Origin of the sequence: Streptococcus cuniculipharyngis, from assembly GCF_007859195.1 — a bacterium.
Lineage (GTDB): Bacteria > Bacillota > Bacilli > Lactobacillales > Streptococcaceae > Streptococcus > Streptococcus cuniculipharyngis.
Genome location: NZ_VOHL01000001.1, coordinates 253277 through 277893 on the forward strand (window position 1 = coordinate 253277; position 24617 = coordinate 277893).

General features: G+C 37.4%; 17 protein-coding genes and 5 pseudogenes. 6 read left to right on the plus strand and 16 right to left on the minus strand.

Going from position 1 to position 24617, the window contains the following annotated elements; genetic code table 11:
• The first annotated feature begins 23 nt into the window (after window positions 1-23).
• Entirely contained in the window at window positions 24-2141 is a 2118-nt protein-coding gene (topA, locus tag FRX57_RS01290; RefSeq protein WP_146565861.1) for a type I DNA topoisomerase, read from the plus strand.
• 118 nt (window positions 2142-2259) lie between these two features.
• Here the strand turns inward: topA and FRX57_RS01295 are convergent, their stop codons facing one another.
• A complete protein-coding gene (locus FRX57_RS01295; RefSeq protein WP_146565863.1) occupies window positions 2260-3156 on the minus strand; it encodes a transporter substrate-binding domain-containing protein in 897 nt (298 codons plus the stop codon).
• A 146-nt stretch (window positions 3157-3302) separates the two neighbouring features.
• Here FRX57_RS01295 and trmFO point away from each other — a divergent pair, with 146 nt between their 5' ends.
• Complete coding sequence (gene trmFO, locus FRX57_RS01300) at window positions 3303-4637, plus strand: methylenetetrahydrofolate--tRNA-(uracil(54)-C(5))-methyltransferase (FADH(2)-oxidizing) TrmFO (protein ID WP_146565865.1); 1335 nt, start codon at window positions 3303-3305, stop codon at window positions 4635-4637.
• A gap of 26 nt (window positions 4638-4663) precedes the next feature.
• Here trmFO and FRX57_RS07585 read toward each other — a convergent pair whose 3' ends face one another.
• The 4 genes and pseudogenes from FRX57_RS07585 to tnpA form a co-directional block, all read right to left on the minus strand.
• Window positions 4664-5410: a PASTA domain-containing protein gene (locus FRX57_RS07585; protein WP_186600804.1), complete on the minus strand. Its 747-nt coding sequence runs from the start codon at window positions 5408-5410 to the stop codon at window positions 4664-4666.
• 133 nt (window positions 5411-5543) lie between these two features.
• Entirely contained in the window at window positions 5544-6614 is a 1071-nt protein-coding gene (gene xerS / locus FRX57_RS01310; RefSeq protein WP_146565867.1) for a tyrosine recombinase XerS, read from the minus strand.
• A gap of 102 nt (window positions 6615-6716) precedes the next feature.
• Entirely contained in the window at window positions 6717-7091 is a 375-nt protein-coding gene (locus FRX57_RS01315) for a hypothetical protein (protein ID WP_186600805.1), read from the minus strand.
• A gap of 837 nt (window positions 7092-7928) precedes the next feature.
• Window positions 7929-8378: pseudogene (gene tnpA / locus FRX57_RS01325) on the minus strand (IS200/IS605 family transposase); the annotation flags it as partial.
• 170 nt (window positions 8379-8548) lie between these two features.
• Between tnpA and FRX57_RS01330 the strand changes: the two are divergent.
• A complete protein-coding gene (locus FRX57_RS01330; RefSeq protein WP_186600806.1) occupies window positions 8549-9019 on the plus strand; it encodes a S24 family peptidase in 471 nt (156 codons plus the stop codon).
• A 132-nt stretch (window positions 9020-9151) separates the two neighbouring features.
• On the opposite strand, the pseudogene FRX57_RS01335 reads toward FRX57_RS01330, so the two are convergent.
• Window positions 9152-9520, minus strand: a pseudogene (locus FRX57_RS01335) (IS3 family transposase); the annotation flags it as partial.
• A 111-nt stretch (window positions 9521-9631) separates the two neighbouring features.
• On the opposite strand from FRX57_RS01335, the pseudogene FRX57_RS01340 reads away from it, so the two are divergent.
• Window positions 9632-9923 (plus strand): annotated as a pseudogene (locus FRX57_RS01340) (transposase); the annotation flags it as partial.
• A gap of 446 nt (window positions 9924-10369) precedes the next feature.
• Here the strand turns inward: FRX57_RS01340 and FRX57_RS01345 are convergent.
• The 4 genes and pseudogenes from FRX57_RS01345 to FRX57_RS01355 form a co-directional block, all read right to left on the minus strand.
• Window positions 10370-13672 (minus strand): Eco57I restriction-modification methylase domain-containing protein, encoded by a 3303-nt coding sequence (locus tag FRX57_RS01345; RefSeq protein WP_146565871.1) that lies wholly within the window; start codon window positions 13670-13672, stop codon window positions 10370-10372.
• A gap of 44 nt (window positions 13673-13716) precedes the next feature.
• A pseudogene (locus FRX57_RS07670) lies at window positions 13717-13827 on the minus strand (DUF5960 family protein); the annotation flags it as partial.
• 200 nt (window positions 13828-14027) lie between these two features.
• Entirely contained in the window at window positions 14028-14789 is a 762-nt protein-coding gene (locus tag FRX57_RS01350) for a DNA/RNA non-specific endonuclease (protein WP_146565873.1), read from the minus strand.
• A gap of 105 nt (window positions 14790-14894) precedes the next feature.
• Window positions 14895-16649: pseudogene (locus tag FRX57_RS01355) on the minus strand (DUF4365 domain-containing protein).
• Between the two features lie 633 nt (window positions 16650-17282).
• On the opposite strand from FRX57_RS01355, the gene FRX57_RS01360 reads away from it, so the two are divergent.
• Window positions 17283-17954, plus strand: a complete 672-nt coding sequence (locus FRX57_RS01360; RefSeq protein WP_146565875.1) for a hypothetical protein — start codon at window positions 17283-17285, stop codon at window positions 17952-17954.
• 32 nt (window positions 17955-17986) lie between these two features.
• Here FRX57_RS01360 and FRX57_RS01365 read toward each other — a convergent pair whose 3' ends face one another.
• From FRX57_RS01365 to FRX57_RS01385, 5 genes are all read right to left on the minus strand, one after another.
• Window positions 17987-18826, minus strand: a complete 840-nt coding sequence (locus FRX57_RS01365; protein WP_146565877.1) for a VanW family protein — start codon at window positions 18824-18826, stop codon at window positions 17987-17989.
• Between the two features lie 5 nt (window positions 18827-18831).
• Window positions 18832-19368, minus strand: a complete 537-nt coding sequence (locus tag FRX57_RS01370; protein WP_146565879.1) for a YqeG family HAD IIIA-type phosphatase — start codon at window positions 19366-19368, stop codon at window positions 18832-18834.
• A 165-nt stretch (window positions 19369-19533) separates the two neighbouring features.
• A complete protein-coding gene (gene ffh / locus FRX57_RS01375; protein WP_146565881.1) occupies window positions 19534-21096 on the minus strand; it encodes a signal recognition particle protein in 1563 nt (520 codons plus the stop codon).
• A 9-nt stretch (window positions 21097-21105) separates the two neighbouring features.
• Complete coding sequence (locus FRX57_RS01380; RefSeq protein ID WP_146565883.1) at window positions 21106-21438, minus strand: putative DNA-binding protein; 333 nt, start codon at window positions 21436-21438, stop codon at window positions 21106-21108.
• A gap of 421 nt (window positions 21439-21859) precedes the next feature.
• A complete protein-coding gene (locus FRX57_RS01385) occupies window positions 21860-22558 on the minus strand; it encodes a GntR family transcriptional regulator (protein WP_146565885.1) in 699 nt (232 codons plus the stop codon).
• 149 nt (window positions 22559-22707) lie between these two features.
• On the opposite strand from FRX57_RS01385, the gene guaA reads away from it, so the two are divergent.
• Window positions 22708-24273: a glutamine-hydrolyzing GMP synthase gene (gene guaA, locus FRX57_RS01390; RefSeq protein ID WP_146565887.1), complete on the plus strand. Its 1566-nt coding sequence runs from the start codon at window positions 22708-22710 to the stop codon at window positions 24271-24273.
• Between the two features lie 167 nt (window positions 24274-24440).
• Here the strand turns inward: guaA and FRX57_RS07725 are convergent, their stop codons facing one another.
• Entirely contained in the window at window positions 24441-24611 is a 171-nt protein-coding gene (locus FRX57_RS07725; protein WP_246100885.1) for a hypothetical protein, read from the minus strand.
• Between the last annotated feature and the right edge of the window lie 6 nt (window positions 24612-24617).

Genomic DNA, 24617 nt, shown 5'->3' on the forward strand with positions numbered 1-24617 from the left:
CAAAGAAAGTGTAATAGGATACTATGGCAAGTACAGTTGCTACAAAGAAGAAAAGCAGTCGCAAAAAAACAACTCCGAAAAAAAATTTGGTTATTGTTGAGTCACCTGCTAAGGCTAAAACGATTGAAAAATACCTTGGGCGTCAGTACAAGGTTGTAGCCAGTGTGGGACATATTCGGGACTTGAAAAAATCCAGCATGTCCATTGACTTTGAAAATAACTATGAACCAGAATATATCAATATTCGCGGTAAGGGACCCTTGATTAATTCCTTAAAAAAGGAAGCTAAACAAGCCAAACAAGTTTATTTGGCAAGTGACCCAGACCGTGAAGGTGAGGCGATTTCTTGGCACCTAGCCCATATTCTTAATTTAGATAGTCATGATAAAAACCGGGTAGTGTTTAATGAAATCACCAAAGATGCGGTTAAAAATGCCTTTGTCTCACCTAGACAAATTGATATGGATTTGGTTGATGCTCAACAAGCTCGCCGCGTTCTAGATCGTATTGTCGGTTACTCTATCTCCCCTATCCTTTGGCGCAAGGTCAAAAAAGGCCTTTCTGCCGGCCGTGTGCAATCTGTTGCCCTCAAATTGATTATTGATCGGGAAAATGACATTAAGCAATTTAAACCTGAAGAATACTGGTCTATTGATGGTTTCTTTAAAAAAGGAAACAAAAAATTTCAAGCTCATTTTTACGGTCTTGATGGTAAAAAGTTAAACCTCAATACCAATGAAGATGTTCAGCAGGTTTTAGCAAGACTGGATGGACCAGATTTTCTTGTTCAAAAAGTGGAAAAAAAAGAGCGTCGGCGAAATGCCCCTCTGCCTTACACGACCTCATCTTTACAACAGGATGCTGCCAATAAAATCAATTTCCGCACCCGGAAAACCATGATGGTAGCCCAGCAGCTCTATGAGGGGATTAGTTTGGGAAGTGGTGGTCAACAGGGTTTAATCACCTATATGCGGACGGATTCTACTCGTATCAGTCCAGTTGCTAAGGCAGATGCTGCTAACTTTATCACAGAAAGATTTGGCAAGGGCTATTCCAAACATGCTAGTCAGGTTAAAAATGCCACTGGTGCTCAAGATGCCCATGAGGCCATTCGACCATCAAATGTCCATCAAACACCAGAATCTATTGCTAAATACTTGGATAAGGATCAGTTAAAACTCTATACCTTAATTTGGAATCGTTTTGTGGCTAGCCAAATGACAGCGGCTGTCTTTGATACCATGAAGGTCAACTTGGAACAGCACGGGGTCATCTTTGTGGCTAACGGAAGCCAAATTAAATTTGACGGTTATTTGGCTGTTTATAATGACTCGGATAAAAATAAAATGTTACCCGATATGGTAGAAGGAGAAGTGGTAAAAAAAGAGTTGCTCAACCCAGAACAACACTTTACTCAGCCACCAGCTCGCTATTCAGAAGCGACCTTAATTAAGGCTTTGGAAGAAAATGGTGTAGGACGGCCGTCAACTTATGCCCCAACTCTGGAAACCATTCAAAGACGTTACTACGTCAAATTAGCTGCTAAACGTTTTGAGCCAACAGAGTTGGGAGAAATCGTCAATCAATTAATTGTTGAATTCTTCCCTGACATTGTCAATATTGCTTTTACAGCCGATATGGAAGCCAAATTGGACAAGATTGAAATTGGAGAGGCCCAGTGGCAAAAGGTGATTGACCAGTTTTATCAATCATTTGAAAAAGAATTAGCCAAAGCTGAGCAAGAAATCGAAAAAATTCAAATCAAAGATGAACCTGCAGGTTTTGCTTGTGACCTCTGTGGCCACGATATGGTGATTAAATTGGGACGTTATGGCAAGTTCTATGCTTGCAGTAACTTCCCTGACTGTCACAACACTAAGGCTATCACCAAAGAAATTGGTGTTACCTGTCCAATTTGTCAAAAAGGCCAAGTCATTGAGCGGAAGAGTAAGAAAAATCGCCTCTTTTATGGCTGTGACCGTTTCCCAGATTGCGAATTTACCTCCTGGGATATTCCTGTCGGTCGTGCTTGCCCTAAATGCCAGTCCTATCTCATCGAGAAAAAATTACGTGGTGGCGCCAAACAGGTCATTTGTAGTAATACTGAAGATTGTGATTACCAAGAAGAAAAAGTCAAGTAGTTTAAATCTACTTGACTTTTTTTTCGTTTTACATAAATTTATTTGTGTAAACAGATGTTTTGTTAAAAAGGACTTAGTTTCACAATTGGAAAACTAAGTCCTCTCATTAAACCTACTATTAGCCTGCGTCTGAGACATCACTAATATCAATGGTTGGAATTTCCTGATCTGATTCATAAGGTTTGCTGACATCTTCACCATAGTATTTCACAGCAAGTTTAGCTAGGGAACCATCTTCTTTCATTGATAACAGGGCTTCGTCAATTTTTTTAAAGAGACTGTCATCCTTATTACTCATGATAATACCTTGTTGGCTGGGATTGTAAATCACATCGCTAACCTTGACATTTAAGTCAGGGTTATCTTTTTTCATGGCGTCAACAAATAATTTTTGAGAGATGTAATCATTAGGGATGAAATCCGTCCGCCCATTGGCAACATCATTTAAGTAAACATCCCCAGCAACGTTATCATAAGTAACTAATTCCGCTCCTTGTTTTTTAGCAATTTTCATGTAGTTGGTTCCAGCAGCACCGGCAGCTTTTTTGCCTGCCCAGTCACTAAGATCCTTGGCAGAAATGCCTGATGAGCCATCTGCACGAACAATCAAACCGCTGACACTGTACTTGTAGGCTTCTGAAATATTGTATTTTTCCAAACGTTCAGGTGTAATATCAAGGTTATTAAGCGAGACATCAACTCGACCGCTATCAACAGATGAGAAAGCTTGGTCAAAGGCTGTTTCGACAAATGTTACTTTCAGTTTGAGACGCTGACCGATTTCTTTCATCATGTCAACTTCGTAACCAACTAATTCCTTCTTGTCATTGTAATAAGAGGTTGGTTGATAGGTCATTGGTGTAGCAACAATCAACTCCCCACGCTCCTGAACGGTTTCCCAAGTTGTCTTTGTTGTTTTAGCCGTAGAATCCGACGATGAGCTGGTATTATTCGTTGAACAGGCAGTGAGAAGGGCAGCTAAGCCTAAGGTTGCTAATAGACGAGATGTTTTCATGAACATTTCCTTTCAATAAATGATACCTTAATTATAACTTATTTTTGAATCGCTTACAAATTAAACGCTTACCATCATGCAAGATAATAGCAAAATTATTAGTATTTTGCTATAATAGGCAAAGTGACAAACAAGGAGGGAAAATTGTGACAGTAGATTATATCAATGTCATTGGAGCTGGCTTGGCAGGGAGCGAAGCGGCCTATCAAATTGCCAAACGAGGCATTAAAGTTAAACTTTATGAAATGCGTGGGATGAAGCCAACACCCCAACACAAGACGGAGAATTTTGCCGAACTGGTTTGCTCAAATTCTCTACGTGGGGATGCTTTGACAAATGCTGTCGGTCTGTTGAAAGAAGAAATGCGTCGTTTGGACTCACTGATTTTGAAAGCAGCTGAAACCCATCGTGTGCCTGCTGGCGGTGCCTTAGCTGTTGACCGTGAAAATTTTTCTCAAATGGTGACTGACCTCATCCATCAACACCCACTGATTGAGGTCAGTCGTGATGAGATTACAGAGCTTCCAACAGATGCCATCACTATTGTTGCGACGGGACCTCTGACATCGGACGCTTTGGCTGAAAAAATCCATCAACTAAATGACGGCTCAGGTTTTTATTTCTATGATGCGGCAGCACCGATTATTGACAAATCAAGCATTGACATGGATAAGGTTTATCTCAAATCACGCTATGATAAGGGAGAGGCGGCCTACCTCAACTGTCCTATGACCAAGGAAGAATTTATGGCCTTTCATGAGGCTCTGGTCAATGCTGAAGAAGCACCGCTCAATGCTTTTGAAAAAGAAAAATACTTTGAGGGCTGCATGCCTATTGAAGTCATGGCCAAACGTGGGGTTAAAACCATGCTCTATGGCCCAATGAAGCCTGTTGGACTGGAATATCCAGATGATTATAAGGGCAAACGAGACGGTGATTATAAAACGCCTTATGCGGTCGTTCAACTCCGTCAAGACAATGCAGCTGGTAGCCTCTATAATATTGTTGGTTTCCAAACCCATCTCAAGTGGGGCGAGCAAAAGCGGGTCTTTTCAATGATTCCTGGTTTAGAAAATGCTGATTTTGTCCGTTATGGCGTTATGCACCGTAATTCTTACATGGATTCACCGAATCTACTAACGCAGACCTTCCGTTCTAAACGCCAGGAAAATCTCTTCTTTGCTGGTCAAATGACAGGGGTCGAGGGTTATGTTGAGTCAGCAGCTAGTGGCTTGGTCGCTGGTATCAATGCTGCTCGTCTCTTCAAGGCAGAAGAAGAAGTGGTCTTTCCACGAACAACTGCTATCGGTAGCCTGCCTTATTACATTACCCATACTGAAAGTAAGCATTTCCAACCCATGAACGTTAATTTTGGAATTATTCAAGAACTAGATGGACCACGTATTCGTGATAAAAAGGAACGCTACGAGGCCATCGCCCAACGTGCCTTGACCGATTTAGAAGCTTATTTATCTCTTTGAAAATAAAAAATAGTGAGAAATCCTCACTATTTTTTTCTATTTAATAATTGCCCCACTTGGTTAAAACTGTCAAGGACTTTTTGTTGACGTTGGGCCTGTTTTTCAAGGCTGATTTGAGCTAATTCTTGACTAGCTAATAGGTTATCTTGTTCAAGATAGGACAGTTTAATGATCCCACCTGTCTTGATTGTTGATTGAAAGACATTAGGTCTTGGGGACATGGCTAAAACAGTATTGGCAGTCATTGTTGCTAATTCCTTTTTAGCCGGCAAGGATTGCAACACCACGGTAAATCCTTGATTTTCTAAGAGCATTTGAGCCTGATCCAAAGCTATTCCTGTCACATCTGGTAGACTGGTTTCTAATTTACTTTCGTCAATAACTTCCTGATTGATATAATAGAGTTTTATCAAAGAACCCGTAGGCAGATTCCCCCCTTTGGGTGACATGGCCACCACCTCATTTAGTCGAGCAGTTTGATAGGCCTTGCTAGGTTTGGCTAAAATGGTACTAACGGTAAATCCTTGATTTTCTAAGTGAGCCTTGGCTTCTAGGACATCCATATGAATCAGATTGTCCAAACGTATTAAACGACTTTGTTTTTCATGTCGACGGTCTAGAGCCTTGTCGATAATAGGAATGGTACTATCTGTTACCTTGCTGACAATATCAACAGTATCTAGCAAACCAAAAATCTTGCTAACACTTCCCAAAGCCTTGCCTAGGCCTTGGCTACTTTTTTTACCTAAGTTAGTTATTGTTTTATTTGTCATTAGTTTCTCCATCTTTTAATGATACCTTGATTATAGCAGAATTTTAAACGGGAAGGGGGTAGCTTGACTCAAAGTGGAACAAAATCAGTCTTAAGAATGACTAGTTTAATTTACATAAATTTAGTTATGTAAATTAAAGTTTATCTAGGGCATTTTTCTGTTCGTCATCAACAATATGGGTGTATAAATCCGTGACTTGAGTATTCGCATGTCCTAATTGGTGACTGACCAAAACCTGAGATTTGGTTGCATCATAGAGTCTGGTAGCTAGAGTATGACGTAATTTATGGGGAGTAACCCGTACTTTAAAACTAGCTGAGTATTTGGCTACCATTTTTTCAATACTAGACCCATCAATTCGATTAGCCTGTCCCCTGTAAAGAGAGAGAAACAGAGCGGTTTGCGTTTTTGCTGGGCGGTAACGATCTTGTCGAATAGCTAAATAAGATTTAAGGTAGGTTTGAGCAAAGCTAGCAATATTAACAGAGTCTCGTTTGCCTCCCTTACGGACAACATCAACAATCATGAGTTGAGCATTAAAATCTTTTATATCTAGATTAACGGCTTCTGAGAGGCGAATTCCTGAGGCAAGTAGGAGGGCTAGTATGGCTAGATCTCGTTCTTTATTTTTCAGAAAGGAGGACAAGGCACGATTGGATAATTGCTGTTGGTAGTGGTGATCAACATAATCTAAGAAGGCCATGGTTTCATCGCCTAGAAACAGTTTCTTCTTGATGTTTTCGGCTCGAGCTGCTAGGGTTTCTTTTTTCTTTTTGGTCATGACCTTTTTCATGACATTTCGATAAAAATAAGGTTCACCATTTTCATTTTCAACTTCCTCTGTTAAATACTTATAAAGACTAGAAAGAGCTGACAAGGTGCGGTTAATGGTGGTTTGGGAGAGACCATTTTGAACTTGATTGCCATTGAGTAAGGGGCGCTCGCGTAGATAAAGAATAAAGGCTTCCATATCTTTTTTGGTCAAGTTTTCCAGGGTGTTCAAGGGAATATCAGCAATTTGCTCAGCCTCAACAAGGTCTGATTCAAGTAACCAATTAAAAAAACGCTGGTATTCTTTCAAATATTCATATAAGGTGGTTAGGCTGTAAGGAACAGCTAGTTTCGATTGGTAATAATCTAAAATATACCAGGGCATGTTAGTTTTAAGGTGTTCGATTTTGATTAGCAGTTGTTGCCGATTCATAAAAATTCTCCAATCATCTTGGTAACTCTAGTATAGCATATCCCTTAACATCTTTCAAGAAAATTATAGTTTTTCGGAAAAATGTTAAAGAAATTTACATTTTTATGTTGAGTGGGGTGTCCAATTCTTTCCAAATATGTCCTTCTCCAAATAATAACAAAGAAAATCCATCAGATAAAATTGACTAACTTCTTTAAGATTATTAACAGTTGCAAATTCTTTAAAATATTGGTGTGACATGGGAAATTTTTGTTTAAAAATTGCCTCCATCGATTCAATTCCAGGCTCAGTTGTTAAAAAGCTAACTATTCGCTTCTTTAAAAGCTGAGTATCATGATCTTTAATACACTGATTATCTTTATTTATCCCAATATAAAACCACTTATTATCTAATAAATATTGACTAATCTTCTCTCTCATTTTTGGAGTATCTGCATTTAACTCTATTGTTTTGTAAATAAACCCAAGCACTTTCAAAGGAATATTGGGATCATCTCTTCTCGGATAATCTTTCAGAAACGCTGATAATAGACATCATACTAGATACGCCATATAATCATTGTAGGTGTCCACAAATACTTCTAGAAAGATGATATATGGGACGGCGAGCATCCGCTCCTTCTTGATGCGTCCTGTGGGCTTAAAATCACTTCTGAGGGGAATTTCTTTTCTTAAGTCTATTTCTACTTTGGAAGTTTCACCGTAGCTTTGGTGGAAGAGAATACCTGGTCCTAACGGACTATCCTCTCTTCTCACATTACAAGCCTCAGATAGTCGTAAACCAGCAAACGCTCCTAGTGCAACTACCATGAGTATGTCTTTGTGATTTTTGGCGATATGAGCAAAGAGCATTTCAAAGGCAGCATTTGGCATGTCACGAAAGATTACTTGTTCAGTATTGCTATCGTCATAAAACACCTCAAAACTCGGCTCCTTACGCTTGATTAACCTTCCTCGCTTATTTGTAAAGGAGGTAGTCGTATAGAGCTCCTTAGATGTCAGCAAAGCCTTCCCTTTTCGTTCATCAAGATAGAGTGTTAAAAAATCAAGTACGGTGTTTACACAAATCTCCACTGTACTTTTCTTTCTGTGCTTGGTATCGCCAGGCAAGGTTCCTAAACCATAGTGCATCAGAAACTCTCTCACCATATCAAGTGTTAAGTAATCTAGGCTTGTTATTTTTATCTCTCCGAAGACATAGTTTAAAAATTTCGTCACATAAGAAAAACGTTTATTGCCATCATCCGTGATAGACTTTATCTTAGATGAGGTCTTAACATATTGATGAAAATTTGTGAATTGCAAACTGCCATCTGAAAATGGATATTCATACTTTTTGACACTCAATTTATCAAGTGCAATGTCATTTTTCTCCTGCTCGCGAATGTATTTCGCAACCGTCTTTTCGTTCAACCCAACGGTACTAACATAGTAGCCTCTAGCCCAAAACTTTCGATTTCCATACTTATATTTCAAATTAGCGTGTTTATCAAATATCATTAAAGCACTTTTGCTTTTCAAATATCCCATAAAATCAGAAATCGAAAGTTTTGGAGGTATCAAGACAAGCATATGAACATGGTCTGGCATCATGTGGCCCTCAATGATTTCCACCCCTTTGTATTGACATAGATGACGGAAAATATCAATTAAGTCCTGCCTAATTTTGTAGTAAATGGATTTTCTCCGGTACTTAGGTGTAAAAACTATATGATATTTGCACATCCATTTGGTATGTGATAAACTGTAACTGGTTTTAACCATTTCTTTTTCCTCCTTTATCTAACCTGAACAATTAGATTATATCAGGAAAAAGAAATGGAAGCTCTAAGCCTGGCAGCCACCAGCATAGCTGGTGGTTTTCTTGTTTTTCTCTACGAGAAAAACTGGCTCGAAGCCATAATAAAAAATTGAGCCAAGGTAAACTCGGCTCATTGCTAGAAGTTTCTAAAGTTGCAATCTCCCATTGGGAGACTGGGAAATCTGTTCCAAGTCAAGAGCTTAATAATCCATCTTCGGCAACAAAATATCCATATAAGACATATAACATGAAATCATTCTTAGAGGCGTTGAATGATTCCAGTAAAATTCCTAGCTTCACTTTGAACTATGATTACACAAAGACTCTGTATCAGTTTGCACTTTGGATGCAAGATGATTCCCTTGAACCTGAGATACCTATGGGTGAGGTTGTTCTACTTAAATTTGCAAATGAGGTTGAAGACGGCAAACTCTATCTAGTTGTGTTTAATGGACAACCTATGTTTAGAAAAGTATATGAGCATAGCACATACTACAAGTTTATGCCTATCAATAATAAATATGACACGATTTTCGCTCCATTTGAAGAAAAACCTGAAATAATTGGTGAGATTGTAGGACATTTTAAACCGATTGAGAATTAATAAAAACACAGTTACTATAGTCCAGTTAAATGGAATACAGTAGCTGTGATTTTTTTCTTTTTAGACTAGTTTCAAGTTCTACACAAAATGTGCCGAAAGGTGTTATCTATGTTTTAGAATGAAGTCAAAAATTTGGAGGAAGTTGGCTTTGAATTTTTCCTCAAGTTTTGCTTCAGATACTGGCTCTACAGCTTTGTAGTAATAGCTAGAGCGAGGAATGATCAACCATCGACACATGGATGAAATGTTGTATTTGTCCTTGTTAGACGTGATTATTCTCCTTTTCGTGCCATAATCACTGCTGCTTGCTTTAATTTCCAGTTCATTATTTCGTTTTCTGAGTTCTATCAACTCACCTTGTTCATCTGTCAGATTATCGATAGTTTTGAAGTAACCAGTTGTTCTTGTTTGTCTGACCCACTTATCGAAGGTTGAGGGCGTTAAATCATATTCTTTAATCAGCTCACTGCGTTTTCTTCCTGCATTGTGCAAGTCAACGATTTATTGTTTGAAGTCATCAGTGAAGTAACGGCGAATTTTTCTAGACACAGTTTTACTCCTTTTTTCTTTAGTGTAGAACACTTTATAAATTCTGTCTAGTTTAGTGTAACCTATTCATACGAACTCTACCAGATCCTACTCTTCCATTTCCAAGAGAAGAACTCGAAACATTTCTCCGAGCTTCTAGAGGACAATCTGAATCTTATCAATCCTACCTTTAGGACTGTTTTTAAGACATTTCTAAAATATAAAACTTACATCACGAACGCCATGGAGCTTCCATATTTCAACGCTAAACTGGAAGCGACTAATAAACTCATTAAAGACATCAAGAGGCAAGCGTTCGGCTTGAGGAACTTTACGAACTTTAAAAACAAAGATTTATATTGCTTTAAACATCTAAAATGAGAGAACGAATTTCGTCCTCTCTAGGTGTTAGCTTTTCGTCTACCCACTACAATTGACAAAGAGCCTAAACTCTTGAATGCTTTGAAATGTTGATATATCGCTGATAATTAACGTTTTGAGAAATGGCTAGCTTTACGAGCTTTCTTAAGACCTGGTTGCATAGCTCCCTATCCCATATAGTTTCAAAACGTTGTGTTTTCAATAATGTTACTTCAAAAGCATATAAATTATATCATAAGATTGGAATGAGTTACAAGTCAATCATGGAAATTTCTTTTTTATATTTCCGAAAAACGGTTATTTTTCAGAAATATATTTTTTATTTGTTGATTAATCATTTATTATTACTTATTACACTAAAACGTTCGCTCCTAGTATTTTATGCTAAGTTTTTTTAAATGAGTATCGTATCGACATTCTTCTATTGCAAAAGTTTGATTTTTAATAAAGCATTTTCACCAACGCATCCAGTTCACTTTCTAGTTCAGTGATACTTAAATCTTTTTTGGCATTTAGGTGAATAGCTTCGGATTTTCTTGCAATATCAACATGTAAACTGTTGTTCTCATCAAATTTAGGAATTCTAATGTTTTTCAACACATCTACGCCTCTATTTAAGCCCACTGAATATGCATCAATAATATCTCTTATGCTTTTTGAATTTAATATAGCTGATATATAATACGCTTCCTCCATGGTTTCAGTTGCTAACATTAGAACTTTTGAATCCACTACAACAGGTTTATCATTACCGTCAAACAGAGATAAATCCGCATTAGGTATAGAACTATAGTTCCCGATTGCAACAGCTGCAAAACTACTTGCTTGTTCTTTCCAAATCACCTTACAATCTGCAAATGTATAGTCACCAACATTGTCCAATCGATACCATGGTTGCGTGTCTGGATTATAGAATTTCCCACTCTGTATTCTGCTAGCCAAAAGCCCATCTCTATAGTATTCTAACCACATATAAGTTTTTGGAGCCTCTGCAGCTAAAATAGTTTCATCAAGTCCATATGGGGTATCAATTTTGTGAGGAACCAACATAAACTCATTTGAAACTACTTTCCATCTTTGGATATTTCGACCTCCTAACATTGGATATACAAATGTATCTTCTATTATCCCTCTCTGTTCACCCTTTGACTTCAAGTCTTTCCTTCTCTGGCGAGACATATCATTTATTATATTCAACGAGCCATCTTTATTTTTAGATGGAGTTTGTAGTACGTATACTCCTTTAGCACCAGCAGGTTCAATACCTTTTCTTCCTCTGTATTCTGCAGTCGTACCATTTAGTAATACATTGTTGACTAGTGCAATTTCATCTGCTTCCAGAGTTAACCAAGACGATTGAATATCAGACTCATCAATCGGCTTCGCAGATAATTTTCGGTTTTCAATATATTCTGAAACCTGATTCCAACTAAAATGTGCTTCAAATGGAACTTTTTCCTTATAAGACCACTCATACCAGGAGTCCATTGGATAGGACATTAGCTTATTTTTTTCAAATAGCACCCCTATTGTTCTTACGGTGTGTTTTGGTTTGAAAATTTGGATATCGTTATAATCATCTACCGAAGTAATTTTAACCGGAATTTGTTGGTCATTTCTTGTTATGGAAAGTTTCCTAAAACCTTCTCCACCTTTTGTTGACTTCAAAAATGTCCACGGAAGCAGGAAGTACATTTTTCCATTTTCCTTAAGATATTGGTCTAGTGCGACATATGTTACCGCCATTCCAAAGTCATCATGTGTCGTTTTCTTGTCGTAGGCATTCTTTTCAAAAATTCCATAGCTCTTCCAAACTTCTAAGGTTCCTTCTCTGTAGACTTTACTCATTGATTTCCACGCTATCCACGGTGGATTACCGACTACATAATCAAACCTTTGTTTCAGCATTACTGGAGCAAAGCTATTTTTCAAAATACGTCCCCAAAATGAATCTTGTGCACTTCTATGGTAGCGTATCATATCTTCGTACATTTCTGCAACAGCTTTTCTTTGCGATTTAGAAAGTCCAAGTCTATTTAAAATGAGTGCCTCAAAGACTGAAAATGGTCTATCTTTTTCAACAGAATCGCTAATATCATCTAAAAATCTGCTTCCTGCATCAAAGCTATCAAACTTCGGTATTACAAAATCTCCTACAGAAGTCTGAGCTTTAAAAGTTTCTCTATTTTCTTCTGAATATACGATAGGTGATAATACGGAATCTGAAATATATATCGGGATTGCGAGTGGTTCAGGGAAATCAGAGAATTTTCCCTCTATCGATGAAAACAGAGTCAGTATGTAGTTCGCTTTTGCGGAAACTGCTGAAATTGGATTTAAATCAAAACCAACAATGTTGCCTGTAATTACTCTCGCAGCCCCAAAGTTTACACTATTATTTTCGCTATGAATCGTTCTTTTTAGAGCTTGAATCACAAAGGCACCTGAACCACAGGTAGGGTCAATTATTTTTTTGTCAAGTTCCCCTGTATAACCGATTCTATCTAATGAATGTTCAACAACCCAATCAGGTGAAAAATATTCTCCCAAAAGATGTCTGATTTTATCAGGGATAAGAGTCATATAGATTTCTTGTAAAACATCTTGGACGCTTTCCGGCCTTAACTTATAGGTTGCTAAATCGAAATTACTGAGCATCACATAGATATCCTTAACGATTTCCAACATTTCACTTGTATCTGACTTATCATAGAGATAAGTAAACCATTCATAATAGTGGATTTCAAAAAAGTTAGAGATTATTTTTGAATTCTCTGTATCCCTTCCTTCAAACAATGAAACCACTTCACTCCATGTTGGACTAAAATTATTTACTAAAGCTGGATTGACCATCTTATTTATAAAAGAATCAATCAATAATTTCAGAAAAATATTAAAGTATGTCTGCGTTGAAAAAAGGAAAAGCTTAGAATCTATATCAATTTGCTCTTCCACACCATAAAGTTTTTTTATAGCATCAGAAGTTTCATTGAATTCCGTTTCCTGTTCCTCATTACCAAACATAGCTCCGAATGTCCTATCCCATTCATAATAAAGAGTCTTCGTTCTTTGGTTTCCATCCAGCAAGAGTTGGGAATCTATAATATTATAGATTTTCTGAATTCCGTCTGAAATCTTTTGGTTCCTAGGAGAAAAAACTGCTGATAAATTTTCCTTGGTGATTTTCGTTTTTTCTGTTGAATTAAATAGAAGAATTAGTTGCTCAAGACCATCTCTAAAATTATACTTCTTCCATGTAAATTTATATGGACACTTAGTCTCATTACTTTCGTATATTTCCTCAAAACGTGTCCGAGTTAAATCGATACTATGTTCTTCAACAACTTTTGCAAATCTTGCAAATAACCACTCATTACCATCAAATCCGACACCGAAAGTTTCTAGAATCGAATCGTCAATTACATCACCTATAATACTATTTAATATATATTGATACAATCCACTATCATTTTTGCTTTGATCACGTCCAAATAGCGCCTCAAACTCACCCTTGCTTTTTTCAAAGTGATTATACTTTTTGTACTCAATAACTAAATTAGCTATCGTCCCATCCGCTCTACCACCTTTAACAAAGGTTCTTTCTGATTGAAATGTAGTATGCGGTGCGTACTCTTTTTGAATCGGGGAAAATATATCACTATAAGCATATATCTTTACATCGTCCTCTGTTTTTAGAGTTCTACTCCTAAACTCTCTAAGTAAGTCATCAATATATATCGACATTTGTTTACTCCCTGTTTATCTTATTACATTCTATTATACCACAGCTAAAAATCGCTAGAAAGAGTATTTCCTCTATATCTAAATTTCCTCACTCCCACTTCTGTTTTACTGAATTCAACAGTAAAATAGAAATAATGGTCTCGTCCGTCCTTGCCATTGCTCTGAGGATATCATCAGTAAGTGTTGTCAAGGTTTTAGACTATGTTGGGTCAGTTGTTCATAAATTTTTAGTCTTTCTTTTATAACCAAAATTTATTTTTATAGGTACACCACTATTAGCGTAATCGTATTCTACCTCTCCCAATCTGTAACTCATGTGCTAAATCAAAAACGTTACCTATAATAAACAAATCACTCATGTTATTTCACCTGTTTCATAATTGATAATGTAATTCTCTTGTGCATTAGGAATAAATACATTAAGTTCATTGGAAGGAAAAAGCTTATTTTTATGAGAAGTAACAAATTCCTTATTATTAGTTATTTTTGCTTCAAGAATAATCCCACGAGGTAGAACTTCAAATTTATTAATCCCCTCTACTTTCTTAAAGACAGGCGTCACTCTATAATTTAACTCTACTCCACTCTTTAAAGAATTTAGAATTATTTCTTCAAAATAATACATACCACAAGCTTCATTATTTGAATTTGCTCTATTGCACCAATCTGTGAGCATTACAAAATCTTGCCATTTATATAATTCAGAGTTATCCGAAAATTCTAATAACGCATCAGCTACTAGGTGACCTCTGTTAAATATGTCTTTATAGGTTGAAACAAACTTGGATCCATATGTATTTTGTGGCTTGTTTTTATGATTTTTCCAATTTTTATCAATCTTTTTCCTTTTATCTCGAAGACGCTTATTTTGGGGAGATAATTGCATTTCAATTTTTTCTAAATATATATTTTTACGGTCGTGCTTAATTCTAAAATTTAAAAAATTTGGGTAGTCAGAACGGCTAAACCACTTTCCGTTATTTAGAATAAAAAATCCAGCGTATTCAACTGTTTCAGATCCTATCAATAAGTTTAATTCTCTAAAATCTGAATATGTTGCTTCTATACTTTGTTTAGATGGCTTCAACTTTTTTGAGTATCTGATACTTTTTCCCATTTTATCCTCCTGTTATATAAAGCTAATCATAGTATTTAATACTATTATGAATGATTATTAATCAAAATTAAGATATATTACATTGAAATGATCTTTGGAACTTCATCACAATTGGTTAAACAGATAATAAATTGAATATTCCCCATATTTCTCGCGAGTTTCTTCATCCAAATTATTCCAATATAAACTGGCTTGTGGCTTCGATCTTAATAGAATGGAAGCCACAAAACAAACCTCATTATTCCCGTTGTTATTGATCATGATTTCACTCAACGTTTTGAACTCAAAATCATTTAAATCCCTAATTCGAGATTTAATTTGTAAATCATTTATGATAGCAAATTCAGTATTACCAAAATATTCCATGTTCCAATTTGAAAGCCTTTGAGCCCATTCTAACAACAAGTTTTTTCTTGATTTATCATCTACCAAATCTGAAGCTGAAATAATTTTGATTATTGTATCATTTGCACTTTCATAATTTAAGTTATTATCAACTAATCTTTGGAAAGAGGCAATAACAGAATCAAAATTACAATTATCAATTTTTTGCCAATCATTAGTTTCGAATGCTTCAAAAATAGATATGTCTCTATCTCCTTCAGAATCTTCAACTCTACACCAAGGAGTTTCATTAAAAATATCTATCATAGTACCAAGACCTGATTTTACAAATTGGTACAAGGTAATGATATGTTCAAGTGAAGTAGTTTTGATTCATTGAAATTTGATTTGATTTCTTCTTTCAAAATTAATCCTTTATATAGACTATCAAAGTTCTTTTTGGAAGATTCATCAAAAAGTGATAAATTTATGTCTTTTTTTATGTCTAGCTTTTCTAGGAACTGAGAAATTTTTAAAAGTTCATCTAGGTGAATTTCTAAAGTCATTTTTTCAAGACTCTGAAGTGTTTTACGATCAAATTGAATCTTTGATTCATTTAATTTGATATATCCCTTTTCTTTTAATTCAATAAGCGAACGGGTACAATATATAGCTTCTGACAATAAGTTCGGTCTATTGTAATTTAATTTAAATTTACCTTCTTTTTCATTACAAGTTAGTTTAAAACCGTTACCTGCATGTAGTTCGACATTCCCATTTGAAAAATAATGACGAGTAATATTTTCAAATTTATAAGAGTCACCTATGGATAAAGTCAAGTTTGTATCAGTAAACATTTCAAAAACTTCTATAGTTTCTTCTACAGGAATTTCAAGACCAGTTTCTTTATCAACAACATAAACGAATAAATCATGTTGTCTTTGATAATCGAAAACTCCTAGTGGACTCTCCATAATGATAAAATTTTAAACTTTTATAATCGGGTAAATTTACATTTGAAAGTCCCCCACTGTTAACAAAACTAAATTGTTTACCACTATTATTGGTGAAATCACATAACATTGGATAAAGTATTTTGGTTTCTAACTCATGAATTTGAATCGTAATCTTTTTTAAGGGTGTTATAGTTGATTTTGAATTGCTTCGTTTAAGCAGTTTTTTTATTGTAAATGGGGGAAGAGACTTATAAAATATTTTTCTCAGATTATTATGCTCATCAAGCCAAACGACAAATAGCACAACTCCCCCAGTTTTTAAGTATAATTTTAAATCGTTCACTTGTAACTGAAAATTTTTTAGTTCATTAACTTTCCTTGTTGTAGTTTTTATTTGAACAGGTACCTTTCCCAGTATATCGCTCTTTCTTTCCGATGCAGATTTTAAAATATGGATTTCTCCATCCCACGCTGGTGTTTTATCATTACTATCAAAATAAGTTTGAAGCAACTCATGTTTATTGATAAAAGATGTTAGGTAAGAAACTCCCAATGTTTCAATTTTCTTATTGTTAGACAATGCAGTACCTCCATTTATCAAAATAAATCGATTAATTATATTATAGCGTATTTCGAGCTTTGTTAGTAATTGCGTCTATAAAATTCACTATCAAATCGAGAAAAATAGCATTATCCCAAAATCCTCTATAATATAAAGTAACTGAAAAAATGTACTTTTAAAAGTACTGAATTTTATCAAATTGTGGATGATAAATGTACTTTTCAACAGAGATACAAAGAACAAAATAAACTAATCATTATGTACAATAAATAACCCTATTCAAAAGTACAAAATAAAAGTAAAGTACATTTTTTAATCAATGTACTTTATGCTTCTATCCCAGTATTATCACGGGTTTAGACAGTGTTGGGTCAATTGTTCATAAATTTTTAGTTTTATTTTAAATATTAGAGTTAAAACCTTTAATCCCCTTAGGGTCATTTATTTTCTACTAAATCTATCTTAAAATAATATGTTTGTTGATTAATGCACAGCGATTGTTCCTTTTAGGGATGATAAAGTAGATAGAAAACACCTTAATGTTAAGAAAAGATACCTGCTTCGGAACATTTTACTATTGTTTTTCTTGTATATATGATATAATACTATTAGATTACTTGATAGATTTTTGTATGGAAAGGGCTCTATCTTATGAACACACCTGAATTAATTGTGATGTTAACCTATAATGATTCGACTGTCGAAAATGCGGCACAAATCTTTGAAGAGTGCAAAAACTCCAAGGCCAAATTTTGGGGATTTAAAGAAAAGCCCCTCCCCTTGGCAGAAATGAAGGAACTTTATGCCAAGATGAAATCCTTGGGGAAAACAACCTTCCTTGAAGTCGTTGCCTATACTGAGGAAGAAGGTTTGGCAGGTGCGAAAACTGCCTTAGATTGTGGCTGTGATATCTTGATGGGAACGATTTTTTCTGATAAGATTAATCAATTCTGTCAGGAAAATAACCTAAAATACATGCCTTTTGTTGGTCAAATCACTGGCCGCCCTTCTGTTTTAGAGGGAAGCCTTGAAGACATGGTTGCTGAGGCAAAAGAATACTTGGCTAAAGGGGTCTATGGTTTTGACCTTTTGGGTTACCGGTATACAGGTGATGCCGTGGCCCTAAACAAGGGGTTTGTTGAGCAGGTAGGGGCACCTGTTTGTTTGGCAGGTAGCATTGATAGTTATCAGCGGCTTGATGAGGTCAAAGATGCCAACCCTTGGACATTTACTATCGGTAGTGCTTTCTTTGACAATCAATTTGATGGAAGCTTTGCTGAACAAATTGACAAGGTCTGTGATTACATTCAGCAATCATCATAATAACGATAAAAACCACTGAATTTCAGTGGTTTTTATGACTCCCTAATCAATTCTTTAGGAATCAGTTCGTAATCAAACATAACTTCTGAGTGATTATCAAGAATCAATTCTTTTTCCAAAATTTTATTGGTTTGACGGTCCATCGTCTCCCGATAGATTTTAGAATTACGATAGAATTTCTCCCCTTCTTTCTTGAAATGGTGGTCTTCTTCTACTAACTCGTAAGAATAAGGAAACTCTTTTTGACTACGTAATTCTACGTAAAGATTTTCGTTAGCACACCAAACCAAGAGTTGAACAGGTTGGTCAGTTGGATTTTTAAAGCGATAATCAATATTATTGTAGCTGATAGAGGTTCCATTGCTGAACGGTTGGCGAGGACCCTCATCCGGTGCAAGGGCATCTGAGTGGGTGTGAAATTCAGTGATTTCCATTGGGCTATGAACAATAACCCAATGGATAGTATTGGCTAAATTACAGAGTCCACCGCCCATGCCAGCTTCAATTTTATCCCCCATAATAACGCGACCATCTAGGTAGCCCTTACGTTTGGTAATCTTCCCAACTAGTTTCCAAAAAGAAAACTCTTCTCCGGGGTGAATAACAATTTTGTGGATATGCTGGGCTGCTAAATCAATATTAACTGCCTTATTTTCTTGGAGAACAGGATCAATTCCTGGACCACGTTTAATTAATCCCGAGACACGACTAGCCACTAAGTTAGGCAAAATATCTTGACTAAGGGTTCTTGCAAAATTTTTCTTTGCCCTAAAATCTTGAAGGTGACGCTTTAAAATTTCCTTTTGCATTGAAATCGCGTAGCAGGTGGGATTGATTTCACAAAATAGCAAATCTTTATTCCAAAATACCATAACGATTAAACTCCTTTCTTTTCAATATCCCCGAGACGGTGCTGATAGGCTTTTTGCAGACCATAACTTGCTAAAATAAGTTTTTCAACCATGCGCTTTTTCCCGATTTTTGTTTCATTTTCTTGCATTAAAAATTGAACGAGGATTGAAGCTATGCCACTGCGATTGGCCCCTAGAATATCGGTGAAGAGCTGATCGCCAATCATCACAACCTGGTCTTTGGGTAAATCAAGCAACTTCAACGCCTTGAGGTAATTGTCAGTTTTAGGTTTATCTGCCAAGGGAATGTATAAGCTATCAATATTGACCGTAAATTCCTTAATTCTTTCGTCACTATTATTGGACAATAAAAGAGTTTTGAAGCCTAAGTTTTGAATCTCCTTAAAGAGGGCATCAATCTCAGGAGTTGATGGGCGACCATGGGGGACCAAGGTGCTATCTATGTCAAAAATCAACCCCTTATACCCCTTATCACGTAGCTTTTGATAATCAATAGCAAAAACACTGTCAAGGAATTCATAAGGATAAAGTGATTTTAGCATATCTTTTCTCCCTTTCTCAGTAAATAAAAAGTGATTATGAATATTATTCTATCATATTAGTACAAGAAATGTCAAATGACTAGCTTATTCACGGACATTAACTCATTTTTATGATGAAAAACCTCTCAGTTTTTTGAATCTGAGAGGTTTTGGGGGATCTTAGTTTCATTTTCGTTTCTTCTTGGCTTTTTTCAATTTATTAGCCTGACGCTTCATGGCTTGTTTCATGAAGAAACTGCCGGCCTTGCCTTTGAGACCACCACCTAGAAGTTGGCTCATGTCCATATCTCCCAAAGCAGAGAGGTTAGGCATACCGCCTTGGCCCATCATGCCTTCAAGGGCTGACATATCCATACCATCCATATTTGGCATATTTTTAGGAAGATTGTTAGGGTTAAGTCCCATTTGTTTCATCATCTTGTTCATGTCACCAGACATGACCCCCTGCATCATGCCCTTGGCTTGGTTAAAGTCCTTAATAAACTTGTTGACTTCCACAAAGCTATTACCAGACCCTGCGGCAATACGACGACGACGGCTAGGGCTTAACAAGTCAGGATTTTCACGTTCAGCAGGGGTCATGGAAGAAACGATGGCCCGCTTACGAGCAATCTCTTTTTCGTCCACCTTGAGATTGGCTAGGGCTGGATTGTTGGCCATGCCTGGCAGCATTTTCAGGAGGTCCTCCATTGGCCCCATATTTTGTACTTGATCTAGCTGTTCAATAAAATCATTGAAATCAAAGGTATTTTCCCGCATTTTTTCAGCCAGTTCAAGTGATTTTTTCTCATCATATTCTTGACTAGCTTTTTCAATCAAGGTCAAGAGGTCTCCCATGCCCAAGATACGACTAGCCATACGGTCAGGGTGGAAGGTTTCAATATCAGTGATTTTTTCGCCGGTACCAGTGAACTTGATGGGCTTGCCTGTAATTTCACGAATTGATAGGGCGGCACCGCCACGGGTATCCCCGTCAATCTTGGTCAAGACAACCCCTGTGATGTCCAGTTGTTGGTTAAATTCAAAGGCAACATTGGCTGCTTCCTGACCAATCATGCTATCAACAACCAAGAGAATTTCATTTGGTTGAGCCAGTGCCTTGACATCTCGTAACTCTTCCATGAGTTTAGCATCAATTTGCAGACGACCCGCCGTATCAATGATGACATAGTCATTATGATTTTCCCGAGCTTGAGCCAAGCCCTCAGCCACGATTTCCACTGCGGCTACTTCTGTTCCCTTGTCAAAAACAGGAACATTGATTTGTTGGCCCAAGGTTTTTAATTGATCAATGGCCGCTGGGCGGTAAATATCAGCTGCAATCAACAAGGGACGAGCTGATTTTTCCTTAATCAGTTTATTAGCTAACTTACCCGCAAAGGTCGTCTTCCCAGCCCCTTGCAAACCTACCATCATGATAATGGTTGGAATTTTTGCTGACTGGTTAAGATCTGCAGTTTCAGCTCCCAAAATCTCTGTCAATTCTTCATTGACAATCTTAATGATTTGTTGGGACGCATCAAGGGTCTCGATAATCTCGTGTCCGACAGCGCGCTCACGCACACGTTTGATAAAGGTTTTGACAACGGGCAAGGCCACGTCAGCTTCTAAGAGAGCCAAACGAATTTCCTTGGTTACCTCTTGGACTTCTTTTTCTGATAATTTGCCCTTACGGCGTAAATTTTTGAACACCCCTTGCAGGCGTTGGGTTAAACTTTCAAATGCCACAATAGTCTCCTACTCTCTATTATCAATTTGACTGAGGGTCATAATCTGCTCTCTCAAGTATTGGTCTTCTGGATATTTTTCCAAAAGGTCATCAAAAATCTGGCTGCGAACAATGTAATCGGAATACATGTGCAGTTTCATCTCATAATCTTCTAAAATCTTTTCTGTCCGCTTGATGTTGTCGTAAACAGCCTGACGACTGACCTGAAATTCTTCCGCAATTTCCGTTAAACTGTAATCATCAGCATAATATAGCTCGATGTAGTTCATCTGTTTGTCGGTCAACAGGGCTGCATAAAACTCAAACAAGGCGTTCATGCGATTGGTTTTTTCTATTTCCATACTCTCCATTTTATCAAAAAAGCCTAAAAAAGCCAATCCTATTGAGGTTTTGGCTCGATTTATTTTTACTTTTGGGAAATAGCAGACCTAAAATGATAAGTAATGATTTCTTCAGCTTTCTTACTACTTCTCACCGTACTGTTCGAGTTCTTGGAAAATAGTGGAGCAATTTTGCTGATACTCCCAAGACCACTGAAACAAGCGGACTGAAAACTTTCCTTTAATCGCTTGCGTGGTACTGCTCTTCAAGAAATTTTATCCTGTTCTTCATGTACACATTGTCTATCACTGGTTGAATTTGGCTCCCAGACGGTCTTGTCTTTCTCGTAATGCAGGATCTGGTAAAGCTTGGAAAGTTATCTTGCCCAGGTTGTTTTTCTTGAACCAACAGACCCTATAATATCTATTTTCATGGATTCTTTTAATTATTTTCCAGGTAAAATTCAAACCGCTCAGCCACGTACTGGCTTCGAACATATTCAAAGCAGGTTCCATCATCAAGAAATGAACTTTGTTTAAGGGTCAAAACAGCCGATCCTTCTGCAATATGGAGGTCTGTAGCCACTTTTGAATTAGCCACTTTAGCTGAGATGGTCTGTTGACTCTTGCCGACAGTAAAACCCGCATCTATTAGTGATTGAAAGAAATGTTCACTAACAGCCTGTCGGTCTAGTTGTTTGGCAATTTTTTCAGGAATACTGGCCACTTCATAAACTACGGGGAGATCATCAGCATAGCGCACCCGTTCCATTCGAATAATGTAAGAGTTCGGAGGAATATTAAGGTGTTTAACCTCTTGCTCATTCGGCAAAATTCTTTCATAGGAAATCAAGCGTGTCGAAGGTGTTTTTCCTTGTGATTTGATAATCTCGGTAAAACTGGTTGTTCCCCGCATACGTTCCTGTACCCGTTGACTAGCCACATAGGTGCCACTTCCTACGCGACGTTCAACAATCCCTTCCTCCACCAAAATAGTAATTGCTTGACGTAAGGTCATGCGACTGACGGAAAATTGCTCGGCCAAATCCCGCTCGCTCGGCAAGCGACTACCGATTTTCCAAATACCTTGGTCAATGTCTCCTTTTATCTTATCACGAATCTGTATATAGGCTGGTAGCATACTTATCCTCTCTTATTGATTCTCTTCCTCCTATTTTAGCATATTTCTGTTTCTGATATGGATTTATCTGATAAACTTTTGAAAAATTGTCCTTAATCTCGTAAAATATGATACAATGGAACAAGTATTATAAAAAAAGGAAGGTTATCATGACTGACATTTCACCGCAAACCGCTGATTTGCAAAAAATTATCGTTCTTGACTACGGTAGCCAATACAATCAGCTTATTACCCGCCGTATTCGTGAATTTGGTGTTTTCTCTGAATTGATGAGCCATCAGTTATCAGCCCAGGACGTTCGTGACATTAATCCAATTGGTATTATTTTGTCTGGTGGGCCAAATTCGGTTTATGCTGACGGTTCATTCAATATTGATCCAGAAATTTTAGAGTTAGGTATTCCCATTTTAGGGATTTGCTATGGCATGCAATTAATTACCCACACCTTGGGTGGCAAAGTTGTCCCTGCGGGCCATGCTGGTAATCGTGAGTATGGTCAATCCACCCTTAACCAAGATGAAAAATCAGCCCTCTTTGCCGATACACCTGCTGAGCAGTTGGTTTTGATGAGTCATGGTGATGCTGTAACGGAAATTCCAGAGGATTTTGTCCGTACAGGTCAATCAGCTGACTGCCCTTACGCTGCTATTGAAAACCCAGCTAAAAAGATTTATGGTATTCAATTCCACCCTGAAGTCCGTCACTCGGTCTATGGTAACGACATGTTGCGTAACTTTGCTTTCAATATTTGTGGAGCTCGTGGCGACTGGTCAATGGATAATTTCATTGACATGGAAATTGAGAAAATCCGTCAAACTGTAGGCGACAAGAAGGTTCTCTTGGGGCTATCAGGTGGTGTAGACTCATCTGTTGTTGGTGTCCTGCTGCAACGTGCCATTGGCGACCAGTTGACCTGTATCTTTGTTGACCATGGTCTTTTGCGTAAGGGAGAAGCTGACCAAGTCATGACCATGCTGGGAGGTAAATTTGGCCTCAATATCATCAAGGCTGACGCTGCCAACCGTTTTCTTGACAAATTGGCTGGGGTGTCTGACCCAGAACAAAAACGCAAGATTATCGGTAACGAATTTGTCTATGTCTTTGATGATGAGGCTAGCAAGCTAAAAGATGTTGCCTTCCTTGCTCAGGGTACGCTCTATACGGATATTATTGAGTCAGGTACCGAAACTGCCCAAACCATCAAATCCCACCACAATGTTGGCGGTCTGCCAGAGGATATGCAGTTCAAACTGATTGAACCATTGAATACCCTCTTTAAGGACGAGGTGCGTGCCTTGGGAACTGCCCTTGGCATGCCTGATGAGATTGTCTGGCGCCAGCCCTTCCCTGGGCCAGGTCTAGCCATTCGGGTCATGGGAGAGATTACCGAAGAAAAATTAGCTACCGTGCGTGAATCTGACGCTATCTTGCGTGAAGAAATTGCTGCTGCCGGCCTTGACCGTGATATTTGGCAATACTTTACGGTCAATACTGGTGTGCGTTCCGTTGGTGTCATGGGAGATGGTAGGACCTACGATTATACCATCGCCATTAGAGCCATCACTTCTGTTGATGGCATGACTGCTGACTTTGCACAAATCCCTTGGGAAGTTCTGCAAAAAATCTCTGTCCGTATCGTTAACGAAGTTGACCACGTTAACCGCATTGTCTATGACATCACTAGCAAACCACCCGCAACTGTTGAGTGGGAATAGAATAAGTTACTCAAAAAACCGCATGAAATCAGGTGTTTCAGCGGTTTTATTTTGCTATTAGCACCAATTCAGCACCAAAAAAAATAAAACAACCGAATAAAATTCGATTGTTTCCAGTCTGCGTTTTTGTCAAACAGACTACGCTAGTTTTCCAAAAGCCACGACTTCTATTTTTGGCGATGTTGATTGCCATTGAACTTACTTGGTCTGATATTGTTTTCAGCAACTACTACTTGCCCTGTCATACGACTAGCAACCTCTTTCATAGCATTCGGTCGTAAGTGAGAATACGTGCCCAGTGTCGTCTTAATATCAGCATGTCCTAAGCGATTTTGCATTTCCAA

Excerpts from the sequence above, each read along its gene's own strand:
- FRX57_RS07585 (WP_186600804.1), bottom strand. The coding sequence starts at position 5,410 with ATGACAAATAAAACAATAACTAACTTAGGTAAAAAAAGTAGCCAAGGC.
- FRX57_RS01350 (WP_146565873.1), bottom strand. The coding sequence starts at position 14,789 with ATGGGAAAAAGTATCAGATACTCAAAAAAGTTGAAGCCATCTAAACAA.
- FRX57_RS01365 (WP_146565877.1), bottom strand. The coding sequence starts at position 18,826 with ATGGTATTTTGGAATAAAGATTTGCTATTTTGTGAAATCAATCCCACC.
- FRX57_RS01295 (WP_146565863.1), bottom strand. The coding sequence starts at position 3,156 with ATGAAAACATCTCGTCTATTAGCAACCTTAGGCTTAGCTGCCCTTCTC.
- FRX57_RS01345 (WP_146565871.1), bottom strand. The coding sequence starts at position 13,672 with ATGTCGATATATATTGATGACTTACTTAGAGAGTTTAGGAGTAGAACT.
- topA (WP_146565861.1), top strand. The coding sequence starts at position 24 with ATGGCAAGTACAGTTGCTACAAAGAAGAAAAGCAGTCGCAAAAAAACA.
- guaA (WP_146565887.1), top strand. The coding sequence starts at position 22,708 with ATGACTGACATTTCACCGCAAACCGCTGATTTGCAAAAAATTATCGTT.
- FRX57_RS07725 (WP_246100885.1), bottom strand. The coding sequence starts at position 24,611 with ATGCAAAATCGCTTAGGACATGCTGATATTAAGACGACACTGGGCACG.
- FRX57_RS01360 (WP_146565875.1), top strand. The coding sequence starts at position 17,283 with ATGAACACACCTGAATTAATTGTGATGTTAACCTATAATGATTCGACT.
- FRX57_RS01380 (WP_146565883.1), bottom strand. The coding sequence starts at position 21,438 with ATGGAAATAGAAAAAACCAATCGCATGAACGCCTTGTTTGAGTTTTAT.
- xerS (WP_146565867.1), bottom strand. The coding sequence starts at position 6,614 with ATGAATCGGCAACAACTGCTAATCAAAATCGAACACCTTAAAACTAAC.
- FRX57_RS01385 (WP_146565885.1), bottom strand. The coding sequence starts at position 22,558 with ATGCTACCAGCCTATATACAGATTCGTGATAAGATAAAAGGAGACATT.
- FRX57_RS01370 (WP_146565879.1), bottom strand. The coding sequence starts at position 19,368 with ATGCTAAAATCACTTTATCCTTATGAATTCCTTGACAGTGTTTTTGCT.